The sequence below is a fragment of the Blastococcus sp. SYSU DS0617 genome, assembly GCF_054051075.1.
Map to the genome: position 1 here is coordinate 1 of NZ_JBJHAO010000033.1, position 824 is coordinate 824.

Below are 824 nucleotides of genomic sequence, written 5' to 3' on the forward strand. Positions count from 1 at the left end.
CTTGTGGGTTTTAAATGGTGGTGCCACACACCGCTGGGCGGGTTGGGGTGTGGGAACGGGCGTCCCACGGGGGGGGGCGGCCCCCCCCCCCCCCCCCTGACGATGCGGCGATCAGGCCCCACAGGACCGGGAACGTCCCCAGCGGCCGCTCACGACGTGCCGCTGCAGATCCCTCGGCCCTGCAACAGGGGCTGATCCACAGCGGTCCGGCGCCCGACGTCGACATCTTCTGCGTTACGAGGGGGTCTCGCTCATGCTCATCGTGCTCGCCGGCTTGCTTCTCATGCTGGCGGCCCGCCCGTTTTCCCGGTGGGCCGCCGAGACCCACGATGCGGAGGCCGACCCCGACACGGTGGCGAGCGCAGCTCCCGCGTGGTTGTGGGGCTACCGGACCGCCGGAGCGATCGTCGTCCTCATCGGCATCGCGGCCCACTGCTTCCCGATCACAGCGGGCCCGTGACACGCCGCGCGCGGCGCGCCCTGGTGACGTGGTTCCGCGCCTGGACAGTCCGATGACGTTGCAGCCGACGAGATCGCGCCGGACTCGGTGGCCGTCGTCGCGTGGTGCGCCAACCTGGGCACGCTCACCTTCCACCCCTGGCCGGTGGACAAGGCAGACGTCGAGTCGCCGAACCAGATCCGCATCGACCTCGACCCGCAGCCGGGCACCGACTTCTCCGACGCCGTGTGGGTGGCGCCGCACGTGCGCGAGCTGCTGCACGAGTTCGGCATGGAGGGCTGGCCGAAGACCTCCGGGGGCCGCGGCGTGCACATCTACGTGCCCATCCAGCCCCGGTGGACCTTCACCGACGTGCGCCGGGCGG

The 824-nt window shown here is 71.6% G+C and carries 2 protein-coding genes; both read left to right on the forward strand.

Annotated elements, in window-relative coordinates:
* Window positions 1-253 precede the first annotated feature (253 nt).
* Entirely contained in the window at window positions 254-460 is a 207-nt protein-coding gene (locus tag ACI793_RS19245; protein ID WP_456607984.1) for a hypothetical protein, read from the forward strand.
* Between the two features lie 87 nt (window positions 461-547).
* A partial coding sequence (gene ligD / locus ACI793_RS19250) for a non-homologous end-joining DNA ligase LigD (protein WP_456607985.1) occupies window positions 548-824 on the forward strand: 277 nt, incomplete at its 3' end.

Bases quoted from the DNA above. Each gene is read 5' to 3' on its own strand.
- ACI793_RS19245 (WP_456607984.1), top strand. From the start codon at position 254: ATGCTCATCGTGCTCGCCGGCTTGCTTCTCATGCTGGCGGCCCGCCCG.